Origin of the sequence: Paraburkholderia caribensis (genome assembly GCF_002902945.1) — a bacterium.
Taxonomy (GTDB): Bacteria; Pseudomonadota; Gammaproteobacteria; order Burkholderiales; family Burkholderiaceae; genus Paraburkholderia; species Paraburkholderia caribensis.
The window spans coordinates 1,088,893-1,109,698 of sequence record NZ_CP026101.1; the positions used below are offsets into that span (position 1 = coordinate 1,088,893).

Annotated in this window: 16 protein-coding genes and 1 tRNA gene; 8 read left to right on the plus strand and 9 right to left on the minus strand. The window is 62.3% G+C overall.

Features of this window, described 5'->3' with window-relative positions:
* Nucleotides 1-56: 56 nt before the first annotated feature.
* The 6 genes from pstC (at nucleotide 57) to phoR (ending at nucleotide 5,723) form a co-directional block, all read left to right on the plus strand.
* Entirely contained in the window at nucleotides 57-1,055 is a 999-nt protein-coding gene (gene pstC, locus C2L66_RS04905) for a phosphate ABC transporter permease PstC (protein ID WP_060601652.1), read from the plus strand.
* Entirely contained in the window at nucleotides 1,052-1,948 is an 897-nt protein-coding gene (gene pstA, locus C2L66_RS04910) for a phosphate ABC transporter permease PstA (RefSeq protein ID WP_060601650.1), read from the plus strand. The genes pstC and pstA overlap by 4 nt, the downstream gene beginning before the upstream one ends.
* Nucleotides 1,949-1,963: 15 nt before the next feature.
* A complete protein-coding gene (pstB, locus tag C2L66_RS04915) occupies nucleotides 1,964-2,812 on the plus strand; it encodes a phosphate ABC transporter ATP-binding protein PstB (RefSeq protein ID WP_028367729.1) in 849 nt (282 codons plus the stop codon).
* 31 nt (nucleotides 2,813-2,843) lie between these two features.
* Nucleotides 2,844-3,548, plus strand: a complete 705-nt coding sequence (gene phoU / locus C2L66_RS04920) for a phosphate signaling complex protein PhoU (RefSeq protein ID WP_054934193.1) — start codon at nucleotides 2,844-2,846, stop codon at nucleotides 3,546-3,548.
* A 57-nt stretch (nucleotides 3,549-3,605) separates the two neighbouring features.
* The gene (gene phoB, locus C2L66_RS04925; RefSeq protein WP_007748110.1) at nucleotides 3,606-4,307 is read left to right on the plus strand and encodes a phosphate regulon transcriptional regulator PhoB; all 702 of its coding nucleotides are present in this window, start codon (nucleotides 3,606-3,608) and stop codon (nucleotides 4,305-4,307) included.
* A gap of 102 nt (nucleotides 4,308-4,409) precedes the next feature.
* Nucleotides 4,410-5,723, plus strand: coding sequence for a phosphate regulon sensor histidine kinase PhoR (gene phoR, locus C2L66_RS04930; RefSeq protein WP_054934194.1), 1,314 nt, complete (start codon nucleotides 4,410-4,412; stop codon nucleotides 5,721-5,723).
* A gap of 856 nt (nucleotides 5,724-6,579) precedes the next feature.
* Here the strand turns inward: phoR and C2L66_RS04935 are convergent.
* Nucleotides 6,580-10,506, minus strand: a complete 3,927-nt coding sequence (locus C2L66_RS04935) for a YadA-like family protein (protein ID WP_063803358.1) — start codon at nucleotides 10,504-10,506, stop codon at nucleotides 6,580-6,582.
* Nucleotides 10,507-10,847: 341 nt separating this feature from the next.
* Nucleotides 10,848-12,911 carry a polyphosphate kinase 1 gene (gene ppk1 / locus C2L66_RS04940; RefSeq protein ID WP_060601648.1) on the minus strand — a complete coding sequence of 688 codons (2,064 nt, stop codon included), beginning with the start codon at nucleotides 12,909-12,911 and terminating at the stop codon, nucleotides 10,848-10,850.
* Nucleotides 12,912-13,148: 237 nt separating this feature from the next.
* On the opposite strand from ppk1, the gene ppx reads away from it, so the two are divergent.
* Entirely contained in the window at nucleotides 13,149-14,699 is a 1,551-nt protein-coding gene (gene ppx, locus C2L66_RS04945; RefSeq protein ID WP_233444929.1) for an exopolyphosphatase, read from the plus strand.
* A 927-nt stretch (nucleotides 14,700-15,626) separates the two neighbouring features.
* On the opposite strand, the gene C2L66_RS04950 is transcribed toward ppx, so the two are convergent.
* From C2L66_RS04950 to C2L66_RS41170, 5 genes are all read right to left on the minus strand, one after another.
* Nucleotides 15,627-16,442: a GNAT family N-acetyltransferase gene (locus C2L66_RS04950; RefSeq protein ID WP_060601642.1), complete on the minus strand. Its 816-nt coding sequence runs from the start codon at nucleotides 16,440-16,442 to the stop codon at nucleotides 15,627-15,629.
* Between the two features lie 164 nt (nucleotides 16,443-16,606).
* The gene (locus tag C2L66_RS04955; RefSeq protein WP_054934198.1) at nucleotides 16,607-17,065 is read right to left on the minus strand and encodes a SixA phosphatase family protein; all 459 of its coding nucleotides are present in this window, start codon (nucleotides 17,063-17,065) and stop codon (nucleotides 16,607-16,609) included.
* A 214-nt stretch (nucleotides 17,066-17,279) separates the two neighbouring features.
* A tRNA-Pro gene (locus C2L66_RS04960) sits at nucleotides 17,280-17,356 on the minus strand.
* 61 nt (nucleotides 17,357-17,417) lie between these two features.
* Entirely contained in the window at nucleotides 17,418-17,576 is a 159-nt protein-coding gene (locus C2L66_RS04965) for a DUF3309 family protein (protein ID WP_082434023.1), read from the minus strand.
* 318 nt (nucleotides 17,577-17,894) lie between these two features.
* Nucleotides 17,895-18,068, minus strand: coding sequence for a hypothetical protein (locus C2L66_RS41170; RefSeq protein ID WP_007744012.1), 174 nt, complete (start codon nucleotides 18,066-18,068; stop codon nucleotides 17,895-17,897).
* A 165-nt stretch (nucleotides 18,069-18,233) separates the two neighbouring features.
* On the opposite strand from C2L66_RS41170, the gene C2L66_RS41175 reads away from it, so the two are divergent.
* Nucleotides 18,234-18,407 carry a YajG family lipoprotein gene (locus C2L66_RS41175; RefSeq protein WP_167352350.1) on the plus strand — a complete coding sequence of 58 codons (174 nt, stop codon included), beginning with the start codon at nucleotides 18,234-18,236 and terminating at the stop codon, nucleotides 18,405-18,407.
* 20 nt (nucleotides 18,408-18,427) lie between these two features.
* On the opposite strand, the gene C2L66_RS04975 is transcribed toward C2L66_RS41175, so the two are convergent.
* Nucleotides 18,428-19,831, minus strand: a complete 1,404-nt coding sequence (locus C2L66_RS04975) for an MATE family efflux transporter (protein WP_060601639.1) — start codon at nucleotides 19,829-19,831, stop codon at nucleotides 18,428-18,430.
* Nucleotides 19,828-20,136: a DUF2288 domain-containing protein gene (locus C2L66_RS04980; protein WP_035991287.1), complete on the minus strand. Its 309-nt coding sequence runs from the start codon at nucleotides 20,134-20,136 to the stop codon at nucleotides 19,828-19,830. Before C2L66_RS04980 ends, C2L66_RS04975 begins: the two co-directional genes overlap by 4 nt.
* Between the last annotated feature and the right edge of the window lie 670 nt (nucleotides 20,137-20,806).

The window sequence follows — 20,806 nt, forward strand, 5'->3', positions numbered from 1 at the left end:
GTTCTGGCCGTCTGGCATACGCCATGCGGCAACCGGAAACAGGTTTATCAGCTCCCATGTCCGACCTCCCTCTCACTTCTGACGCGGCCCGGTCGACTCCGCCCGGAAGCACGACGCAGAAAGCGCCCAGCCGCGCGGGCGACGTCATTTTCGGCGGCATTGCGCGGCTTTCCGCCATCGTCACGCTACTGCTGCTTGGCGGCATCATCGTGTCGTTGATCGTCGCTTCGCTGCCGACGATCCAGAAATTCGGCCTCGCTTTCCTGTGGACGGCCGACTGGGATCCACCTTCCGAGCAGTTCGGCGCGCTGGTGCCTATCTACGGCACGATTGCGACGTCGATCATTGCACTCATCATCGCGGTGCCCGTGAGTTTCGGCATCGCGCTTTTTCTGACCGAACTCTCGCCCGCCTGGCTGCGCCGGCCGCTCGGCATCGCGATCGAGCTGCTCGCCGCGATTCCGTCGATCGTCTACGGCATGTGGGGCCTGCTCGTGTTCGCGCCGATCTTCGCCGAGTATTTCGAAAAGCCGCTCGGCAAGCTGCTCGGCGGCATGCCGATCATCGGCGCGCTGTTCAAGGGTCCGCCCATCGGCATCGGCATTTTGTGCGCGGGTGTCATTCTCGCGATCATGATCATTCCGTACATCGCCTCCGTGATGCGCGACGTGTTCGAAGTCACGCCCGTGCTGCTGAAAGAATCGGCGTACGGCATCGGCTGCACGACCTGGGAAGTGATGTGGAGGATCGTTCTTCCGTTCACGAAGACGGGTGTGATCGGCGGCGTGATGCTCGGTCTTGGCCGCGCACTCGGCGAGACGATGGCCGTCACGTTCGTGATCGGCAACACGAACCTGCTCGACAATGTGTCGCTGTTCTCGCCGGGTAACAGCATTACGTCGGCGCTCGCGAACGAGTTCGCGGAAGCCGCGCCCGGCCTGCATACGGCCGCGCTGATGGAACTCGGTCTGATCCTCTTCGTGATCACCTTCGTCGTGCTGGCGATTTCGAAGATCATGCTGTTACGCCTCGAGAAAGGGGAGGGCGCGAAATGAGCCAGTCCTCGTTGAACATGCCGGGCAGCACCGACAGCGCCGCGCTCGAAGCGATGCGCACCCGGCTGCAAAAGCGCCGCAAGGTCACCAATGCGATTGCGCTGACCATGTCGCTCGCGGCGATGGCGTTCGGCCTTCTCTGGCTGGTGTGGATTCTCTACACGACGCTGCGCCTCGGCGTCGGCGGTCTGTCGGTCGAACTGTTCACGCAATCGACGCCGCCGCCCAACACGGACGGCGGCGGTCTCGCGAACGCGATCGTCGGCAGCCTGATGCTGGTCGTGATCGCCACGTTCGTCGGCACCCCCATCGGCATCATGGCGGGCGTGTATCTCGCCGAGTACGGCCAGAAGGGCTGGCTCGCGAGCATCACGCGCTTCATCAACGACATTCTGCTGTCGGCGCCGTCGATCGTCGTGGGTCTGTTCGTGTATGCGCTGGTCGTCGCGAAGATGGGCCATTTCAGCGGCTGGGCGGGTGTGGTCTCGCTCGCGCTGCTGCAGATTCCCATTGTGATCCGCACGACGGAGAACATGCTGAAGCTCGTGCCGAACGCACTGCGTGAAGCAGCCTTCGCGCTCGGCACGCCGAAGTGGAAGATGGTGCTGTCGATCACGCTGAAGGCCTCGGTGGCGGGCATCGTGACGGGCGTGTTGCTGGCCATCGCGCGTATCGCCGGCGAAACGGCGCCGCTGCTGTTCACGGCGCTGTCCAATCAATTCTTCACGCTGGACATGAATCAACCGGTTGCGAACCTGCCGGTCACGATCTTCAAGTTCGCGATGAGCCCGTTTGCGCAGTGGCAATCGCTCGCGTGGGCCGGCGTCTTCCTGATCACGCTCGGAGTGTTGGGACTCAACATTCTCGCGCGTACGATCTTCTCGAAAAAGTAAGGGCGGAGCGATCCGATGAACATGGCAGAAAGTCACCTGAATCCCGTCGAACGCCCGGCGGCACCCGCCGGTTTCGACCCGGCGCAGAGCGGTCAAGCGGCAGCGCCCTCGCGTCCGAAGATCGAAGTCAACAACCTGAACTTCTTCTACAACAAGTATCACGCGCTGAAGAACATCAACCTGCAGATTCCCGAAGGCAAGGTGACCGCATTCATCGGTCCGTCGGGTTGCGGCAAGTCGACGCTGCTGCGCACGTTCAACAAGATGTACGCGCTCTATCCGGAGCAGCGCGCCGAAGGCGAAATCCTGATGGACGGCGAAAACCTGCTCACCACGAAGCGCGACATCTCGCTGCTGCGCGCGCGTATCGGCATGGTGTTCCAGAAGCCGACGCCGTTCCCGATGTCGATCTACGACAACATCGCGTTCGGCGTGAAGATGTTCGAAACGCTGTCGCGCTCGGAGATGGACGATCGCGTCGAATGGGCGCTGACCAAGGCGGCGCTGTGGAACGAAGTGAAGGACAAGCTGGGCCAGAGCGGCTACGGTCTGTCGGGCGGCCAGCAGCAGCGTCTGTGCATCGCGCGCGGCATTGCGATCCGTCCGGAAGTGCTGCTGCTCGACGAACCGTGCTCGGCGCTCGACCCGATTTCGACGGGTCGCATCGAAGAACTGATCGCGGAGCTCAAGAGCGACTATACGGTGGTGATCGTCACGCACAACATGCAGCAGGCGGCGCGTTGTTCGGACTACACTGCCTATATGTACCTGGGCGAACTGATCGAATTCGGCGACACCGAAAAGATCTTCATCAAGCCGGTCCGCAAGGAAACGGAAGACTACATCACGGGCCGCTTCGGCTAAGCGCTGAGCGCACGAGCTTAGGGAGTACGACATGTCCGACAAACACCTGTCCAGCCAGTTCGACGCCGATCTGAACGCCGTGTCTTCGAAGGTGCTCGAAATGGGCGGCCTCGTCGAGGCGCAGATCGTCGCCGCGATGAACGCGCTGAACGAATTCGACATCGGTATCGCCGACCAGGTGATCGCCGCCGAAGACCGTCTGAACCAGATGGAAGTCGAGATCGACGAAGAGTGCAGCAACATCATCGCGCGGCGTCAGCCGACGGCGCGCGACCTGCGTCTCGTGATGGCGATCTCGAAGACCATCACGAACCTCGAACGCGCCGGCGACGAAGCCGAGAAGATCGCCAAGCGCACCAAGCGTCTGTCGGAAGACGGCGCATCGCGCACGATCAACATCGCCGAGATCAAGCTGTCGGGCGATATGGCCGTGAGCATCCTGCGCCGCGCGCTCGATGCGTTCGCGCGCCTCGACACCGTGGCTGCCGCGCAGATCGTGCGCGACGACAAGGCGATCGACGAGGAATTCCGTGCCTTCGTGCGCAAGCTGATTTCGTACATGACGGAAGATCCGCGCCTGATCTCCGTGGGGCTCGACTTCCTGTTCATCGCGAAGGCGATCGAGCGGATCGGCGACCACTCGAAGAACATCGCCGAGTTCATCATCTACGTGGTGAAGGGCACGGACGTGCGCCACATGGGCCGCGACGCGCTCGAACGCGAGGCGCTCAGCTGATCCGTCTGACGCACAGGCCAGACTTTTACACCGCATATCGTTTATCAAGAGGCGCCGATGCCCAGCAGTATTCTCGTTATCGAAGATGAACCCGCTATTTCCGAGCTGATCTCGGTCAACTTGCAACACGCGGGCCATTGTCCGATTCGTGCGTACAACGCCGAACAGGCGCAGAACCTGATCAGCGATGTGCTTCCCGATCTCGTGCTGCTCGACTGGATGCTGCCGGGCAAATCGGGCATCGCGTTCGCACGCGACCTGCGCAACAACGAGCGCACCAAGCACATTCCCATCATCATGCTGACGGCGCGCGGCGACGAGCAGGACAAGGTGCTCGGCCTCGAAATCGGCGCCGACGACTACGTGACGAAGCCGTTTTCGCCGAAAGAACTGATGGCGCGCATCAAGGCGGTGCTGCGCCGCCGCGCGCCGCAGCTGACGGAAGACGTCGTCGCGATCAACGGGCTGAAGCTCGACCCGGCCACGCATCGCGTCGCGGCTCACGCGGAAGGCAACGAGATCAAGCTCGATCTGGGTCCGACGGAGTTCCGCCTGCTGCACTTCTTCATGACGCACCCGGAGCGTGTCCACAGCCGCACGCAACTGCTCGATCAGGTGTGGGGCGACCATGTGTTCGTCGAAGAGCGCACGGTCGACGTGCACATCAAGCGTCTGCGCGCCGCGCTTAAACCCGCCGGCTGCGATGCGATGATCGAGACGGTGCGCGGCAGCGGCTATCGGCTGGCCAAAAGCGCATAAGGTAAACTGATCGAAAAACGCGAAGCGCGCTGCGGCATCTCAACGCAGCGCGCTTTGTTGTCTCTGTAGTCTTCAGATTTGTCTTCAAGGTTGCAGGAACACATGAACATCATCTGGGCGCGGTCCCTGGTATCGCTTGTGCTCCTCGCTGTGCTATGCGCGGCAGTCGGTGTGTTCGTCAGCACCAAGGCGGCGTTGACGCTTGCCGTGCTCGCGTTGCTCGCGCAAGGCATTTTCAGCACGTTTCACAAGCAGCGGCTGTGGCGTCTGCTCGACGCGCCGGTGTATGGCGAGGTGCCGAGCGCGCCGGGCATCTGGGGCGAAATCTACTACCGGCTGCACAAGCTCGCGAAGCGCTGGCACGCGCAGGTGCGCCAGGTCGAGCAGCAGCACTCGCGTTTCATTCAGGCGATCCAGGCGTCGCCGAACGGTGTTGCTATGCTCGACGATCATGATCAGATCGAGTGGTGCAACGCGATCTCCGAAGAGCACTTCGGCCTCGATGCGAAACGCGATCTGCGCCAGCACATCACGCATCTCGTGCGTCATCCCGACTTCGTCCGCTACCTGAATTCGCATCATTACGAAGAGATGCTGATCATGCGCGGGATGGGCGACAAGCGGCAGAACGTGATTTCCGTGCAGGTGTTTCCTTATGGCGAGAACCGCAAGCTGGTGCTGTCGCAAGACATTACCGAGCTTGAACGCACGGACGCGATGCGCCGCGACTTTGTCGCGAATGTATCGCACGAGCTGAAGACGCCGTTGACGGTTTTGTCCGGCTTTCTCGAAACGATGCGCGAGTTGCCGCTCGACGAGAGCGAGCGCGTGCGTTATCTCGATCTGATGATGCAGCAGGCGCAGCGGATGCAGCATATCGTCAGTGATCTGCTCGTGCTCGCGACGCTCGAAGGCGACAACAAGCCGCCTAGCAATCAGATGGTCGATATGCGCGCGGTGTTGCGACATTTGCAGGACGATGCGCAGAGTCTTTCTGGCGAACGTCATCGCATTTCGTTCGATGCTGATGAGGCGCTGACTGTGACGGGCGTCGAGTCTGAAATCCTCAGCGCGTTTGGCAATCTCGTGACGAATGCGATTCGTTATACGCCTGACGGCGGGTCGATTGGGGTGAGTTGGCATGCGCAAGGCGGGCAGGCGGTTTTCTCCGTTACCGATAGCGGGCTCGGGATTCCTGCTGCGGATATTCCGCGATTGACTGAGCGGTTTTATCGGGTTGATCGGAGTAGATCCCGGGATACGGGTGGCACCGGGCTTGGGCTGGCTATCGTCAAGCATGTGCTGCAGCGGCATGATGCGCAGCTTGAGGTTAAGAGTGAGGAAGGGCGGGGGAGTGTCTTTACTGTGCGGTTTCCTGTTGCGCGGACCGCGCGGTTGCAGTCGAATGCGGCGTAAGGGTTTGGTTTTTTTGTGTTGTCTGCGACGCTGTTTGGTTTTTTTGGATTTTCGCTGGCATCCGCGTTTTGCCTTCGTGCTTCACGCGTCGCCCCTGTGCGGGGCGGCACCTACTTTTCTTTGCCGCCGCAAAGAAAAGTAGGCAAAAGAAAGCGGCTCACACCGCCAGCGCTTGACGTTTGTCCACGGGCCCCCAACGTCCCGACACTTCACACGGCAACGCCCTGCACGTGTGCGTTGCCAGCGCGCTGAATCAAGGCCTCACCCACTTCAAGCACCCATGCATGAGCCAGCGGCAGCGAATGACATGCGCCGCCCAGGTGGCAAACTGTGTGTCGGCTTTCGCGCCACACGCGCACCACTCCGAACCGATAGCGCGCGCCCCACCCGGTAAGAGCGCCGCCCTATACGACGCGACAACCTACACACAGTTTGCCACCTGGGCGGCGGTGGACTGTCTGGCACGGTGAACTCCGACGCGGGGGCATGAAGCGGGTGAGGCGCACCGCAAGAGCGTTGGCAGCGAACGTGGGTCACGTGGTTGTCGTGTGAAGCGTAAGAACCTGTGGGGGCCCTCAGGCAAGAAGAAATGTTGGCGGTGTGAGCCGCTTTCTTTTGCCTACTTTTCTTTGCGGCGGCAAAGAAAAGTAGGTGCCGCCCCGCACAGGGGCGACGCCTGAAGCACGAAGGCATAACGCGGATGCCAGCGAAAATCCAAAAAAAACCGAACAGCGTCGCAGACAAAAAACCGTGCCCAACAACAAAAAAGCCCGGCTCACTGTCACCAGCAAACCGGGCTTCGTACTACCGGAACATCAGCGCCTGGAACCCCCAGCGCTCATCCGACGCATTCGGATCAGAACTCATACCCAACCTGAGCGCGAACACCCGCATCGCCCGTCGACGTCACCGACACTGCACCATTGACCAGCCACTTGCTGTTCCGCGAGCGGTAGGTCGCGCCGACACCCAGCGCCGCTCCGCTCTTGTACGAGCCGGCACCTGCAGCGACAACCGTGTTGCCCGGCTGCGAAGGCGTCATGTTCGGCATGGCCATTGCGGCGGCCACACCGGCGTACGAGTTTTTCGCGACCTGGTTGACGGTGTTCTGCATCGAGTTGAAACGCTGGTCGGTGTAGTCCTTCGCGCTCACGCCAGCCGGCAGATTACCCACCGCGCCCGCGACCGTCTCGTTCAACTGGTCGACATTGACGGCATCCGTGCCCTGCGTGCCGGCGGCGACATTGGTGATCTGACGCTCCTTGCCTTTCGATCCGATCGACACCGTATTCTCCCGATCCGCGACCGAGTCCGCACCCAGCGCGACCGAGTTATCCGCCGACGCTTGCGCGTTCGAACCCATCGCCGTCGCATGATGACCCGTTGCCTTGGCCGCTTGCGCGCTGCCGTCGCCATTCGTGGCGAACGCCGGGCTGCCCGAGGCTGCGTTCATCGCGATGTTCGTCACGTTGGCGAGTGCCGAGTTCATCTGCGCAACGTTCACGGCGTCTGTGTCGACCGTACCCGCTGCCACGTTGTGGATCGTCGTGCCGCCCGCCACGCCGTTGCCCATCGTCACGCTGCTGTAGCTGACGGAGCCGTCTGCGTTGTTGTCGTAGGTGACGGCCGCTTTCGACGTGCCGTTCGTGCCGACGAGACCCGTTGCCTTCAGTTGTGCGACGTTGACGGCATCCGTGTCGGCCGTACCCGCCGCCACGTTCGTGATCTGCCGTTCGGCGCCTGCGGAGCCCACCGAAACCGAGCTCGCGCGGTTCGCAACCGAGTTCGAGCCGAGCGCGACCGAGTTGGCGGCCGTTGCCACGGCAGCGCCGCCGATCGCCACCGATTCGCTACCCGTCGCCTGCGAGTCCGCCAGCATCGAGTTCGTGTGGAAGTACTTGATCCCCAAGCCGCCGCCGGTGATGTCGCTCAAAGCGGTGTTGATGCTGCTGATGTCCGACGCGTTCTGCGTCGTGCGGGCGTCGATATTGGTGATCGCGCCAGCGATGCTGTTCATCGTCGTGCCGCCGATCACGTAGCTCGGTGCTGAGATCGAGCCATCGCTATTGACGGTCGAGCCGCCGCCGATCGCGCTCGCCGTCGAGTTCGCCAGGCTGTAAAGCTGCGAGCCGTTGACGGCATCGGCGCTCGATGCGCTCACGTCGCCAGCAAGTACGCCCGTCAGCTTGCGCGCGCCCGCCGTGCCGGTGAAGTCGACCGTCGTGCCGTCGGTTGCTTTGGCGACGGTGATGTTGCGGGTGGACGCGTCCTGTTCGACGAGTCCAAGTCCGCCGTTGTTGATCGACGTCGTCAGGTTGGTGACATCGTTCGCCAGTTGCGTGGTGCGTGCGTCGATGTTGGTGACTGCGCCGCCAATGCTGTTGACCGTTTTGCCGCCGATCACGTAGCTCGGTGCCGAGATCGAGCCGTCGCTGTTGACCGTCGAGCCGCCGCCGATCGCGCTGGCCGTTGAATTCGCGACGTTGTACAGCTGCGAGCCGTTGACAACATCGACGCTCGACGCGTTCACGTTGCCAGCGAGCACGCCCGTCAGCTTGCGCGCGCCGGCGGTGCCGGAGAAATCGACGATCGTGCCGTCGGTGGCCTTCGCGACCGTGATGTTGCGCGTCGTGTCGTCCTGTTGGACGAGGCCGAGTTCGCCGCTGTTGATCGCCGTGGTCAGGTTCGTGATATCGCTCGACATTTGCGCCGTGCGGGCGTCGAGATTGGTGACGTCGCCTGCGATTTGCGTGGTGCGCGCATCAATGGTGGTGATGTCGTTCGAGTTCTGCGTGGTGCGCGTATCAATGTTCGTGATCGCGCCGGCGATGCTGTTCATCGTCGTGCCGCCGATCACGTAGCTGGGTGCGGAGATCGAGCCGTCGCTGTTGACCGTCGAGCCGCCGCCGATCGCGCTCGCCGTCGACTTCGCGACGTTGTACAGCTGCGAGCCGTTGACGGCATCGACGCTCGACGCGTTCACGTTGCCAGCGAGCACGCCCGTCAGCTTGCGCGCGCCGGTGGTGCCGGAGAAATCGACGATCGTGCCGTCTGTGGCCTTCGCGACCGTGATGTTGCGGGTCGTATCGTCCTGTTGGACGAGGCCGAGTTCGCCGTTGCTGATCGCCGTGGTCAGGTTGGTGATATCACTCGAATTTTGCGTAGTGCGCGCGTCGATATTGGTGATACTGCTCGCGTTCTGCGTGGTGCGTGCGTCGATGTTGCTGATCGCGCCAGCCACGTTGTTGATGGTGCTTCCACCTACCACATACGTCGGATTCGTGATCGCACCGGTTGTCGAGTTGTAGGTCGAGCCGCCGCCCAGCGCTGCTGCTGTCGCCGCGCCCTGTGCGTTGACCTTCGCAGCTTCAGACTGCAACTGGCTCACGTTCACCGCGTCCGTCGCTGCGGAACCGGCCGCCACGTTTGTGACGCGCCGTTCCTTGCCCGCCGAACCGACCGACACTTCGCCGTTGGCCGCCGACGCCGTGCCTGACAGCGTGCCCGAGCCGGGGTTGTATCCGGCCGCGCCCAGATTCGCGGTCGTGGTCGAAGTGTTGCCCAATGCTACAGAATTATTGGCCGAAGCATTCGCCATACCGCCAATTGCCACGCTTCCAGCGCCGCTCGTCGTTGCCTGGCTGCCAAGCGCCATGGCACGCGAGTTGCCCGTCACGGACGCGAGGGAACCCATTGCGAGTGACTCGTTTGCATTGCTGCCGCCTGGGCCGATTGCCGACGCACCGTTCCCAATTACAACCGCGTTCAGCGCATTGCTGACCGATGCAGAGTTGCCGATTGCAACAGCACCCTGGGATGCTGCGTTCGTAGACGAGCCCACAGCGACACTGGAGGTTCCTGTGGCCGTCGAGGTTGTGCCTAGCGCAAGCGCGTTGTTTGATACGACGACGGAATTCAGGCCCAGTGCGATACCGTTGCCTCCCGTTGCCGTTGAACCCGAGCCCATCGCAATTGTGTTGCTTCCCGATGCATAAGCGTTCGGGCCGATCGCGACCGAGTTGAAGCCAGTTGCTGATGAGTCCGCCTGCGTCGAGTTCACATGGAAGTATTTGATGCCGCCACCGTTAATGACGTTCGACAGGTTGCTGCTGATATTGTTGACCTTCGCGTCTTCCGACATCAACTGGCTTACGTTCACCGCGTCGGTCGGATTCAGACCCGCCGCCACGTTCGTGATGCGACGCTCTGCACCCGCCTTGCCAATGGACACTTCGCCCGCTGCCGTTGCTGCCGAGATCGCCGTGCCGTCGACGGGCGCAAAGCCAGCCGTGCCGAGCGTGGTCGAGTTCGCCACCGAGTTCGAACCCAGCGCGACCGAATTGGCCGTCGCGGCCGTCGCGCCAGCGCCTACCGCCGTCGCCATCGAGCCTGCGTAGCTCGCGCCGCCCACGGCCACGCCGCCATCCGTTGCATTGGCCGAGTCACCGACGGCGACCGTGCCGTCAGCGTTCGGCGTCGCGCCGGAGAGGTTGTTTGCCGAAGCGTTCTGGCCAATCGCCACAGCCGCCTTACCACCTGCTGCATTCGTCGTTTTGGCGCCGTTGCCGTACGCGATGTCAGTCGCGAGTCCGCTGGCCGTCGAGCCACCGTCCAGCGCGCCTGCGTGCGCTGCACCCGCCACGCCGCCGAGCGTCAGCAGCACCGCGCAGCTCAGCGCACGCGCGCCGCTGCGGGCCGATTTGCCCTTGGCTCGGGCGGTTTCGGCCGCGGCGATGAACGTAGCCGTCTTTGCGCACCACACATTTCGGTAGGTCTTATTCATGGAAAACTCGTCAGCAAATAAATTTAGGATAACGATCTATCGTTTCGAGATTTGCGAACAAAGCGATGCCGCACATGCGTGCATGGATCTGCTGCTATCTCGATAGCCGTCGATGTCGAGTGCTCGTGGGTTTTCGGGGCATTCCGTGAACCAGCGACGAGCTCGTTTCGATGTCTCTAAATTTATTTGAGATGAGCCCGGAGATTAATGAGACAACTCTTAATCTACTCGGGAGATTCTGTATTTGTCTGATTTATTGACAGAACGCAGCAGAAGGTCCAAAGAAAACACCCCAGCGTCGTCACCGACATCTGGGGTGTCTGTATTCGGAAGAGGGGAACTTAGGAGCAGAACTTCGTCAGCAAGCTCATCTGCGCGTTGCGCGACGATTTCCCCGGCCTGCGTCGCCGATAGTGCCCATCGCTCTGCATCAACCAGGCGGCCTGGTTGTCGCCGAGAAACGCCGACAGCCCTTCCGCAATCACGCGGCGCTTCAACCGCCGGTTATTGATCGGAAACGCGACTTCGACGCGGCGGAAGAAATTCCGATCCATCCAGTCGGCGCTCGACAGATAAACCTGCTCGCGGCCGTCGTCATGGAAATAGAAGATACGGTGATGCTCGAGGAACCGCCCGACGATCGAGCGCACGGTAATGTTCTCCGACAGCCCTTCGACGCCGGGCTGCAATGCGCACACACCGCGTACGATCAGATCGATCTTCACGCCCGCCTGCGATGCCTCGTACAGTTCCGCAATAACGGTCGGCTCCAGCAGCGCGTTCATCTTCGCGACGATCCGCGCGCGCTTGCCCGCGCGCGCATGCTCGGCTTCAGCGCGAATCGACTCGACGAGCCGCGGATGCAGCGAGAACGGCGACTGCCACAACTCGTGCAACGGCAACTCGCCGCCGATGCCCGTCAATTGCTGGAACACGTGGTGCACGTCTTCGCAGATCTTCTGATCGGCCGTCATCAGGCCGAAGTCGGTATAAAGGCGCGCAGTGCGCGGATGATAGTTGCCCGTGCCTAAGTGCGCGTAGCGCTTCAGGATCGACTTGCCGCCTTCCGACACGCGGCGCACGATCAGCATCATCTTCGCGTGGCACTTGTGGCCGACCACGCCGTACACGACATGCGCGCCGACGGCTTCCAGTTGCGACGCCCAGTTGATGTTCGTCTCTTCGTCGAAGCGCGCAAGCAACTCCACGACGACCGTCACTTCCTTGCCATTGCGGGCGGCCTGCATCAGCGCGTCCATCAGCGGCGAATCGGTGCCCGTGCGATAAATGGTCTGCTTGATCGCAACGACATTCGGGTCCTTCGCGGCCTGCAGCAAGAGTTCGAGCACCGGCTGGAAACTCTCGTACGGATGATGCAGCAGCACGTCGCCCTGATCGATCACGTCGAACAGGCTCGCGCTGTTGGCGATCTGCGGCGGCGTCGTGGGAATATGCGGGACGAACTTCAGATCGGGCCGGTCGACCATCTCGGGCAACTGCATCAGCCGCACGAGGTTCACCGGGCCATCGACGAAGTAGCAGTCCTTCTGCGACAAGCCGCTTTCGTCGAGCAGGCGCTGCATCAGATGCGGGGGCGTTCCCGCCGACATCTCGAGCCGCACCGCATTGCCGAGATGCCGCGCGGGCAGTTCGCCCTGCAGCGCGACGCGCAGGTTGGTGATTTCGTCTTCGTCGACGAACAGCTCGCTGTTGCGCGTGATGCGGAACTGGTTGCAGCTGCGTACGGCGAGATTGGGGAACAGCTCGCCGACAAACCGTTGCAGCAGCGAACTGAGCAGCACGAAGCCATGCGGATAGCCGGACAGTTCTTGCGGCATGCGCACGAGGCGCGGCAGCGCGCGCGGCGCCTGCACGATGCCCATCACGGCCTGACGGCCGAATGCATCTTTGCCTTCCAGTTCGACGACGAAGTTCAGGCTCTTGTTCAGCACACGCGGAAACGGATGCGCGGGGTCGAGGCCGATCGGCGTCAGAACGGGCAGCAGCTCATCGAGGAAGTACTCGCGCGCCCATTGCGTCTGCGCTTCGTTCCAGGCTTCCGTGCCGTGAAAATAGATGCCTTCGTCTTCCAGTGCGGGCAGCACGGTGTCCTGCAGCATCGTGTACTGTCGATGCACGAGCTTCTGCGCGCGCTCGACAACGAGGTCGTAGCAATGCTGCAACGACATGCCGTCGGGCGACAGCGCGCCCGGGTTGTCGCGCATCTGTTCCTGAAGACCGGCCATGCGGACTTCGAAGAATTCATCGAGATTGCTGCTGGTGATGCAGATGAAACGCAAGCGTTCGAGGAGCGGTACAGCAGGGTCAGCGGCCTGCGCGAGCACGCGTTCGTTGAACCCCAGAATGCCCAGCTCGCGGTTCAGAAGAGGGTAGCGGTTGGACATCGGCGGTGAGAATGAAATGTCGGGAGTTGACTCGAAAGGACGCTCGGAAATTCTCACAGTATGATGACAGTTGCATGAAATGGCTTTTGTGATGATTTTACGCTTTTGCCGCGTCGTGTCGTAAATATGACGCACCCATGTGTGACGATATCGCTCGACAATGGTGGAGGTGACAGCGTAATGACGAGTACGCTTAAAATGGCGCTTTCGAACAGCGCGCCAGCAAAGGCTCCCCGCATGGGTGCTTTCCCCTCGCGCACGAGGTCCTCACACCCGATGGTCAATACTCCGCCACTCCTTGCCGCCGTCGATCTCGGCTCGAACAGCTTCCGCCTGATCGTGGGCCGTGTCGAGGAAACCGAAGCGGGCAGCCAGATCTATCAGGTCGACGCGCTGCGCGAACCCGTGCGGCTCGGCGCGGGCCTGTCGCGCGAAAAAATGCTCGACCGTGCTTCGCAGGAGCGCGGCTGGGACGCGCTGAAACGCTTCGGCGAACGTCTGCGCGATTTCCATCCCGATCATGTGCGCGCGGTCGCCACCAACACGCTGCGCGTCGCGAAGAATGCGCAGGAATTTCTCGGCGAAGCGGAAGCGGCGCTCGGCTTCCCGATCGAAGTGATCGCGGGCCGCGAAGAAGCGCGACTGATCTATGCGGGCGCTGCGCATTCGGTTCCGGCGAGCGCGGGCAAGCGGCTAGTCGTCGATATCGGCGGGGGGTCGACGGAATTCATCATCGGCTCGCACTACACGCCGATTCGAATGGAAAGCCTGTACATCGGCTGCGTGAGTCACAGCCGGCAGTTCTTCCCGGCGGGCAATGTCGACGAGTACACGATGCGCCAGGCCGAGCTCGCGGCGTCGCGCGAGATCCAGATCATTTCGGCCGACTACCGGGCCGAGGGCTGGGACCAGGGGATCGGTTCGTCGGGCACGGCGCGCGCGCTTGCCGAACTGGTGGAGGCTAACGGTTTCAATGATCAGGGCATCACGCACGGTATTTCGCGCGGCGGCCTCGAGCGTTTGAAGCGTGCGCTGATCAAGGCGGAGAACGTCAACCGGCTCAAGCTGGTGGCGCTGAAGCCGGACCGTGTGCCCGTGCTGGCGGGCGGCCTGTCGATCATGATTGCGGTGTTCGACGAGCTTGGCGTCGAATACGTCGATACGACGGACGGCGCGTTGCGGCTTGGCGTGTTGTACGACCTGCTGGGGCGTTCGCAGCATCAGGACATGCGTACGGTTACGGTCGAAGGCTTTATGCGGCGCTATGGCGTGGATCGCGAGCAGGCGGCGCGTATCGGCGAACTCGCGGTGCGCTTCTATGATCAGCTCGAAGAGCCGGATGCCGAGGTGCGTGAAGAGAACCGCATGTTCCTTGGGTGGGCGGCTGCGCTGCATGAGATCGGGCTGTCGATTTCGCACAGTGCGTATCACAAGCATTCGGCTTATATCACGAGCAATGCGGACATGCCGGGGTTTTCGCGCACTGATCAGGCGCGGCTTGCGGCGCTCGTCGTGGGTCATGCCGGTAAGCTCGGCAAGCTTGCGCAGACGCGGGATGTCGAGTGGGATTTGTTGTTCTGTCTGCGGCTCGCGGCGCTGTTTTGCCGGCGTCGGGCGGATGCCGGGCTGCCCGGGATTACTGTCGCTGAGGCGAATGGCGGGTATGAGGTGCGGTTGCCGCAGTCGTGGGTTGCGAATAATCCGCTGACGGACTATAGCCTCATTCAGGAGGCGGCTGAGTGGGAGAAGATTCGGATGCCGTATCGTGTGGTGTACACGGAGGATTGAGGTTTTTTTGCTTTTTGGTTTTTGGTTTTTGCTTTTTGCACTGGGCATTTGCCTTTTTCGCTGGCATCCGCGGTTTGCTTTTGCTTTTGCTTTCGCTGGCATCCGCGAATTGTTAGCTCGCTTCAGGCGTCGCCCCTGTGCGGGGCGGCACCTACTTTTCTTTGCCGCCGCAAAGAAAAGTAGGCAAAAGAAAGCGGCTCACACCGCCAGCGCTTGACCTTTGCCCACGGGCCCCCAACGTCCCCACGCTTCACACGCCGGTGCTCTGGTTGCTGCCCGTTGCCAACGCTTCGTATCAACGCCTCACCCGCTTCAATTACCCGTACCCGGGCCAGCGGCAGCGAAGGGTATATGCCGCCCAGGTGGCAAACTGTGTGCAGGTTGTCGCGTCGTATAGGGTAGCGCTCTTACCGGGTGGGACGCGTGCGCTGTTGGTCTGGAGTGAAGCACGTGGAGCACCGAGGGCCGACACACAGTTTGCCACCTGGGCGGCGGTGGACTGTCTGGTGGGTCGTGCTGAAACGCAGGTGAGTGAAGCGGGTGAGGCGCATCGCAAGAGCGTTGGCAACGAACGTGGGTCACGTGGTTGTCGTGTGAAGCGTAAGACCCTTTGGGGGCCCTCAGGCAAGAACAAGGGCTGGCGGTGTGAGCCGCTTTCTTTTGCCTACTTTTCTTTGCGGCGGCAAAGAAAAGTAGGTGCCGCCCCGCACAGGGGCGACGCGTGAAGCGAGCTAACGATTCGCGGATGCCAGCGCAAAGGCCAAAACCCAGAAAACGGCGACGCGTGAAGCGCGATAACAAAACGCGGATGCCAGCGCAAAGGCCAAAACCCAGAAAACGACGACGCGTGAAGCGCGAAAACAAAACGCGGATGCCAGCGCAAAAGGCAAAATCGGCGCACGCCCCCGCCGCCAAACTCAAAAACACCTACCTCCCCACCGCATCCCCAAGAAAATGCCGCGCATACCGCGCATTAATTTCCGAGAGCCGGAACAACGTCAAATAGTCAGCGGTATTGAAATCCGGATCCCACGCCGGCGCACCACAAATCTTCGCGCCGAGGCGCAGATAACCCTTAATAAGCGGCGGCGGCGCGACCTTCGCGCCAGTCTTCAGCTCATCGACGGGCAGGGGCGTATGCGGAAACGCGCGATACTCCGGCGTGGTCAGCGCATCGTCCTGCAGCGACGCATACAGGTTGGCCGCGTAGTGGCCACCATCGGCCATCGCGACGCTCGCACACCCGAGCATCGTCTCGTACCCATTTTGCTGCATGTAAGACCCAAGCCCGGCCCACAACGACATGATCACCGACCCGCTGCGATAGTCAGCATGCACACACGAGCGGCCCACCTCGACCATCTTGGAGCGCAGGTGCGTGAGCCGCGACACGTCGAACTCACTCTCGGCATACAGCCGGCCAATGCGCGCCGCCTGATGCGGCGGCAGCACGCGATACGTGCCGACCACCTTGAGCGTGTCGAGATCGCGAACAATCAGGTGATCGCAATAAGCATCGAATGCATCCACGTCGAGGCCGGCCGGGCCGGACAGGCGCGCGCCCATTTCCTCGGCGAAGACGCGGTAACGCAGACGCTGTGCTTCACGAAGCTCCTCGTCGGTGCGCGCCCACGACACTTGCAGACGATGCTGGGCGGTTACCGTTTCTTCCGCGCGCGGCAGGCGACGACGCGGCTCGAGGATCGATGCGAAGGGCAGGGTGGGCGTCGGCAGTTCTCGCATGTGGCGTCCTGGTCGAAAATGTGAAATTCGCTTCGACGCCAATGTAGTAACGGCGGGTGACGCTCACGTGGCAACGTCGTGACGATTCGATGACGTGTCGTAAGCCAGACGCTTTCGCTGCGCCTGCAATCCTTGCTTCACATGGCCCCGCTATGCGGGGAGGATCAGATGAGATCCGGGCTGATCGCTGCGCGCAACATGGCCTGATCGCCGTTGCCGCGCGAGCGGCTCTCGATCCACCATATCGCCGATTTCTTGATCGACCAGCTCGCGCCGCTATCGGCGAGCAGACGCGCGACGACATGGCCGAGGGTCGGCTGGTGCCCGACGATCACGACCGTCGGCGCAATGCCGTCGGGCCAGCCAGCGGCCGTCAGAACGGCCTCGACGCTCGCGTCCGGCGCAAGCTCGCGTACGACGCGGTATTGATCCGTCAGCGATTCGGCCGTCTGCACGGTGCGCGCGGCGGGGCTGGCGAGGATCACGGCGTCGTCGGGAAGACGCGCGCGCAGCCATTTGGCGGACGCCTGCGCCTGCTTGCGGCCGCGCGACGTCAACTGACGGGCAAGATCGGTCGAAGCGGTGTCTTCGGCCTCGGCGTGACGCCAGAGGATCAGGTTCATGGCGGTGTCTCCGTTGTGCTGTCGGCAGGTGGGTTCTGCCAGGACAAGTGTGGACAGCGCGCGGCGAGTTCTGCTGCTTTTCGTCTTTGAGGAATGCGCGCGTGTTTCGGGAGTGTAGGCGGCGCGCGCCGGATATTCGTGTGAAATCGGCGGCGCAAAAGCAAAAACCCGCGACACCAGAAGGCGTGACGCGGGTTTTTGTACGGCATGTTGGTGGTCGGAGCGATAGGATTCGAACCTACGACCCTCTGATCCCAAATCAGATGCGCTACCAGGCTGCGCTACGCTCCGACGCGAGCCCGCGATTGTATCTGCATTGAGGTCCGCAAGTCAAATCCTCGCATTGCGAAAGTTATATCTGGCCCATCAGCAGCAACACGATCACCACGACCAGCACAATGCCGACCAGCCCGGTCGGGCGATAGCCCCATTCGCGGCTGTACGGCCAGCTTGGAAGCGCGCCGATCAAAAGCAGGATCAGCACGATCAGCAGAATGGTTCCGAGGGTCATGTTATCTCTCCTTATATGGCCGGGCCACAATTGGCGACCGCGTAGGCGCATACAGGCAGCGACCGTGAGCGCGCCGGCGGCCGGAGTGTCGAGTGCGCGGAATGCGCGCTCTATGCCTCACACATCAGCAAGCCACGTGCCCGATATATGGCGGGCCTGGAACAGGAGCACAGAAGGAAACGGTGCGGGAAAGAGGGCGTGCCCAGGAATCCGGATACGCAAAAGAAGGCTTCGCGCGTCGAAAGCCTATCGACGCGCGCGCGGGACGAACATTCAGGCTGCGCAAGCGATGGCGCCGCGGCCGCGGCGCATCCGGCTTCAGTGTCTGCGGCGCATTCTGTCCAGGACGTGATGCTCGGCAAGCCAGTGATGCATCATGCCTTCGCCATGATGCTCGCGCCGATAGGTGCGCGACTCGAACACCGACAGCACGACAAGCACCAGCAGCCCTATGGCGAGTCCAACCAGACCTGCGATCGATTCGGCATCCATGGCGGCCTCCTTCGACGAAAAGACCCTGCGTACATAGTAGAACAGGCGCTGCAAGATCGCGCAATGCGGTGGATATCCAGGTTCGGCGGCGCACATTGCGCTTTGCGGTTAGACTCGTGGCCCGCGACCTCATCCGTCGATGCTCACTCCTCGTCCGAAAAGTTTATGAAGCGCTTCCTGCTGGCTGCATCGCTATTTTCGCTGTTCGCCCTGTCGGCGTGTGCCGACGATCAGACCGTTCACCATCACACGCCGCCGAAAGACCCGGCGGACTACCACGGCGTGCCAACCGACGACCGTCCGCCTTCGATGATCGACGCGCCCGTCGCGCCGAAATAAGCGCACGCTTCGACGCGCACTTACGCTCGGCTCGCCGACAGATCAGACCCGACATCACGCGCGAGGCGCGGCAACAGGCGAAGCAGCGTGAGGCCGCGCGCGGCCATGAAGATCATCAGCGCCGCCCACAGGCCGTGATTGCCGTGCGTGCCGGCGAGCGCCCACGAAGCCGCGAGAAACACGCTGAGCGACACGACCATCGACGTCATCAGATCGCGCGTGCGCGTCGCGCCGATGAACACGCCATCGAGTAGAAAGCCCCACACGGATACGACGGGCGACAGCACGGTCCACGGCAGGAAGGCTTGCGCCGCTGCCCGCACCACCGTCTGATCCGTGAGCCGCTCGATGATCCACGCGCCTGCCGCCCAGTAGACGAGCGAGAACGCCAGCGCGCCCAGCGCCGACCACAGCAGCGTCACCTTGACGGCCTGGCGGAACGCGTCGCGATTACGCGCGCCGATGGCCGCGCCGACGAGCGCTTCAGCCGCATGCGCGAAGCCGTCGAGCCCATAGCCCATGAAGGTCTGGAAGTTGAGGAGCAGCGCGTTTGCGGCCAGCGTCGCGTCGCCTTGCTTCGCGCCCAGATGCGCGAACCAGCCGAACGCGCCCAACAGGCACATGGTCCGCACGAAGATGTCGCGATTGATGGTCACCATGCGCCTGAGAGCGACGGGATCGAGCAGCGCGGCGCGCTCGAGCGCGGGCAGCCCGCGTGGACGCATCTGCCAGAGCAGCACGGCGCCGAACACGAAGCCAAGCGCATCCGCCGTCGCCGTGGCGGCGCCGATGCCTGCCACGCCCCAGTCGAATGCATACACGTACAGCAACACGGCGACGATGTTCGCCGTGTTGATGAAGACCTGCGTGGCAAGCGCGACGCGTACGCGTTGCGTACCGAGCAGCCAGCCCAGTACGACATAGTTGCCGAGCGCGAGCGGGGCGGCCCAGATACGCGCGTGGCAGTAGGCGCGCGCGTGCCGCTGCACGTCTTCGCTGCCGCCGATCGCGCGCAGCGCAAAGTCGATCAGCGGAACCTGCATCGCCAGGATGACGGCGCCGATCGCAAACGCGAGCAACAGCGCGCGCACGATGTTCATGCGCAGCCCGGCCTGATCGTTCGCGCCGAACGATTGCGCGACCAGACCCGTCGTGCCCATGCGCAGAAAGCCGAAGCCCCAGAACACGAAATTGAAGAACAGACCGCCGAGCGCCACACCGCCGAGATACGACGCGCTGTCCAGATGCCCCGCGACAGCTGTGTCGACGGCGCCGAGTATCGGCTGCGTCAGGTTGGCGAGGACGATGGGGAACGCGAGCGTCAGCACGCGCCGGTGCCAGCGCGTGGGCACGGCGGACGCGTGCGTGTGCGGCGGGCCTGATGCGGCGTTTTGGTCGACGCTATCGTCGGCGCAGTCGTTCAACCGCGCTCCTGCACGCAGACCCACGGGGATACGACGACGGCCCACAGTTCGGGATCGCGCGCGGCGAAGTCGGCAGCCGTCTCGGCCTGCACGCGCTCGACCAGTCCCGCCGACAGCCATTGCGTGACTTGCGTCGTATCGTCGTTGGCGATCGCTTCGGCGACGCTCACCAGATCGAGATCGCGCGCGACGCGCAGCAGCATGCCGCGCGCAAAGAAGCGTTCGAGCTCCGTCCAGTTGATCTTCGCGGTCTCGCCGAGCAGTTTCTCGTAGAGCGGGCTTTGTGGGGTATCGGGGGAAGTCATGGTGTCAGCGGGCAGCAGGGCGTTCGTGCGTGGGGCGTGTCGGCGGCGTGCGCCGGCACGGGCGGGCGTAACTATAAACCAAACCATAGACGACACCTCGCGACTTCGCTCGCCAATGGCGAGCGGTGCGAATACGCCGATAAATGCCTTCACGTCACGCGTCTTAATCCGCCGTGTCCGCGTGCATATGAATACGTTAAACGGAAGTCCGCGAATTCGTTAAATCTGAAGAATTCACGGCAGGAATCGCAGCGGAAGGGTGCGTTGGCGCACCAAGTCCCGCTATTGCTGGAAGCGAAGCAAAATGCCTGAAGCCGACGAATATCGCAGTGCAGATCAATTCACGCCCAATACTTTCGTGATCTTCCGAAAGGCCCGTCAGCCGTGGGTTTCGCGGCTGCGCGCTATTGCTGCGAACGGGTATTGAATGTGAAATGCCGCGTTGATTCCGTTTGCAAATGGACGGGTGCGCCATTCAGTTCGCCTTGAAACCGTGCGCCGACTCACACTATTTGCACAATTAATCGATTGCGTGGGTATAAGCGCGTTGCTAGATTTCGTCTCGGCGCATGGTGAACCGGTCCTTTGCCGATATGCGCCGAACCCCCGTTTGCCCGGCCTCGTGCCGGGCACTTTTTTTTGTCCGGACGCGATAAAAATCAGACGTTGC

What these genes read in the sequence shown, in the direction of transcription:
- pstC (WP_060601652.1), top strand. Translation starts at nt 57, where the DNA reads ATGTCCGACCTCCCTCTCACTTCTGACGCGGCCCGGTCGACTCCGCCC.
- pstA (WP_060601650.1), top strand. Translation starts at nt 1,052, where the DNA reads ATGAGCCAGTCCTCGTTGAACATGCCGGGCAGCACCGACAGCGCCGCG.
- pstB (WP_028367729.1), top strand. Translation starts at nt 1,964, where the DNA reads ATGAACATGGCAGAAAGTCACCTGAATCCCGTCGAACGCCCGGCGGCA.
- phoU (WP_054934193.1), top strand. Translation starts at nt 2,844, where the DNA reads ATGTCCGACAAACACCTGTCCAGCCAGTTCGACGCCGATCTGAACGCC.
- phoB (WP_007748110.1), top strand. Translation starts at nt 3,606, where the DNA reads ATGCCCAGCAGTATTCTCGTTATCGAAGATGAACCCGCTATTTCCGAG.
- phoR (WP_054934194.1), top strand. Translation starts at nt 4,410, where the DNA reads ATGAACATCATCTGGGCGCGGTCCCTGGTATCGCTTGTGCTCCTCGCT.
- C2L66_RS04935 (WP_063803358.1), bottom strand. Translation starts at nt 10,506, where the DNA reads ATGAATAAGACCTACCGAAATGTGTGGTGCGCAAAGACGGCTACGTTC.
- ppk1 (WP_060601648.1), bottom strand. Translation starts at nt 12,911, where the DNA reads ATGTCCAACCGCTACCCTCTTCTGAACCGCGAGCTGGGCATTCTGGGG.
- ppx (WP_233444929.1), top strand. Translation starts at nt 13,149, where the DNA reads ATGGGTGCTTTCCCCTCGCGCACGAGGTCCTCACACCCGATGGTCAAT.
- C2L66_RS04950 (WP_060601642.1), bottom strand. Translation starts at nt 16,442, where the DNA reads ATGCGAGAACTGCCGACGCCCACCCTGCCCTTCGCATCGATCCTCGAG.
- C2L66_RS04955 (WP_054934198.1), bottom strand. Translation starts at nt 17,065, where the DNA reads ATGAACCTGATCCTCTGGCGTCACGCCGAGGCCGAAGACACCGCTTCG.
- C2L66_RS04965 (WP_082434023.1), bottom strand. Translation starts at nt 17,576, where the DNA reads ATGACCCTCGGAACCATTCTGCTGATCGTGCTGATCCTGCTTTTGATC.
- C2L66_RS41170 (WP_007744012.1), bottom strand. Translation starts at nt 18,068, where the DNA reads ATGGATGCCGAATCGATCGCAGGTCTGGTTGGACTCGCCATAGGGCTG.
- C2L66_RS41175 (WP_167352350.1), top strand. Translation starts at nt 18,234, where the DNA reads ATGAAGCGCTTCCTGCTGGCTGCATCGCTATTTTCGCTGTTCGCCCTG.
- C2L66_RS04980 (WP_035991287.1), bottom strand. Translation starts at nt 20,136, where the DNA reads ATGACTTCCCCCGATACCCCACAAAGCCCGCTCTACGAGAAACTGCTC.